2 protein-coding genes are annotated in these 1,942 nt (G+C 69.7%); both read left to right on the top strand.

Features of this window, described 5'->3' with window-relative positions; all coding sequences use genetic code 11:
- The first annotated feature begins 45 nt into the window (after nt 1-45).
- The gene (locus GTR00_RS19935) at nt 46-990 is read left to right on the top strand and encodes a carbohydrate ABC transporter permease (RefSeq protein ID WP_323132631.1); all 945 of its coding nucleotides are present in this window, start codon (nt 46-48) and stop codon (nt 988-990) included.
- Between the two features lies 1 nt (nt 991).
- Entirely contained in the window at nt 992-1,909 is a 918-nt protein-coding gene (locus GTR00_RS19930; RefSeq protein WP_166613284.1) for a carbohydrate ABC transporter permease, read from the top strand.
- The last annotated feature ends 33 nt before the right edge of the window (nt 1,910-1,942 follow it).

Below are 1,942 nucleotides of genomic sequence, written 5' to 3'. Positions count from 1 at the left end.
GTCCTGCCACGGACCGGGCCGCGAACCCGAAGGAGAGGTCGTCCCGTGAGCGCGCAGACCCTCGCCCCGGGGCGGGCCGCGGTGGCCACGCCCCACGGCCACCGGACCCCCGCCAGCCAGCGGCAGCGCTCCGCCTGGCTGTTCATCGCCCCCTTCGCCGTGTTCTACCTGGCGTTCCTGGTGGGCCCGTCCCTGTACATGCTCGTGGCGAGCTTCTTCGACACGAGCCTCACCAAGACCGGCCTGGGCTCCTTCGCCGGCCTGGCCAACTACCAGGAGATGCTCACCTCGAGCGTCTTCTGGTCCGCGATGTGGCACACCCTGCAGTTCACCCTCTACACCGTGCCGCCGCTGGTGGTGCTGTCCTTCGTCTTCGCGGTCCTGGCCAACCGGATGCGGCGCGGGCACTGGTTCTGGCGGATGGCCTTCTTCGTCCCCTACATCCTGCCCTCGGCGTCCATCTCGCTGATCTGGGTGTTCATCTACACCGCCGACAGCGGCCTGTTCCCGCAGGTGCAGCGCTGGCTGGGCGTGGACGAGCCCACGGCGGTGCTGGCCAGCCCGAGCCTGGCCATGGTCGGCATCGCGGTGACCACGGTCTGGTGGACCATCGGCTTCAACTTCATCCTGTACCTGGCGGGCCTGCAGGACATCCCCCGCGAGCTGTACGAGGCGGCCGCGATCGACGGCGCCACCCCCTGGCAGCAGATCCGGCACCTGACGATCCCGCTGCTGAGCCGCACGACGACGCTGGTGGTCCTGCTGCAGATCATCGCCAGCTTGAAGATCTTCGACCAGGTCTACATCATGACCGACGGCGGGCCGGGCACCAGCACGCAGGTGGCCCTGGGCTTCATCACCCGCACCGGCTTCACCGACTTCCGCGTCGGCGCCGGTGCCGCGGCCAGCGTCCTGCTCTTCCTGGTGATCCTCGTGATCGCGCTCGCCCGCCACGTCCTCGAGACGCGCCAGTCGCGAAGGGAGGCCTGAGATGGCCACCGCGAACCCGCAGGCCCCCAGCCGCCGCCGCAGCGGCATCTCGGCGGCCGCGCCCGCGGCCCGCGTCAGCACCGCCGGCTCCAACGGCGGGAAGGTCTTCGACCGGGTCGGCTTCGTCGTCCTGGTCGTCTGCGCGGTGCTGTGGCTGCTGCCCAGCCTGTGGGCGATCAAGACGTCGCTGACGTCCAACGCGACCGCCGCGCTCGGCGCGGAGGCGATCCTGCGCGACACCGACCCGACGCTGGCCTCGTACTCGACGCTGCTGCGCGGCGGCGACATCTGGAACTGGTACCTGGCCAGCGCCGTCACGGCGGTCGTCTCGGCGGGGCTCGTGGTGACGCTGGGGTCGATGTGCGCGTTCGCGCTCTCGCGGATGCGCTTCCGCGGCCGGCAGCTGGCGTTCGTCCTGGTGCTCGCCGGGATCATGGTGCCGACCGACGTGCTCATCCTGCCGATCTTCCAGGAGCTCAACGCCCTGGGGCTGCTGAACACCTACTGGGCGGTGATCTTCCCGCAGGTCGGGGCGAGCGTCATCGCGATCTTCGTGTTCAAGCAGTTCTTCGACGGGCTGCCCAAGGAGCTGGAGGAGTCCGCGCGCCTGGACGGCGCCTCGAACTGGCGGATCTACCGCTCGATCATCATGCCGCTGTCGCGGCCGATCATCTCCGCGATGGCGATCGTGGTGTTCGTGTGGGTGTGGAACAACCTGATCCTGCCGCTGTTCGTGCTCTCCAACCCCAAGCTCATGACCATCCCGGTCGGGCTGGCCACCGTGCAGGGCTCCTACGGGCAGCGCTTCGCCGACATCCAGGCCTCCACGATCCTCGGCGCCCTGCCGCTGGTGGTGCTGTTCCTGATCTTCCAGCGCCGCATCGTCGAGGGCATCGCGGGCACCGGCCTGAAGGGCTGAACCACCCCCGCGGCACCACCCGCACCCCCGCAC

It is taken from the genome of Kineococcus indalonis (assembly GCF_009906395.1).
In the GTDB taxonomy this organism is placed as follows: domain Bacteria; phylum Actinomycetota; class Actinomycetes; order Actinomycetales; family Kineococcaceae; genus Kineococcus; species Kineococcus indalonis.
Note: the sequence above shows the minus strand (reverse complement) of the source record. Positions and strands in the feature narration are given on the sequence as shown.

What these genes read in the sequence shown, in the direction of transcription:
- GTR00_RS19930 (WP_166613284.1), top strand. Translation starts at nt 992, where the DNA reads ATGGCCACCGCGAACCCGCAGGCCCCCAGCCGCCGCCGCAGCGGCATC.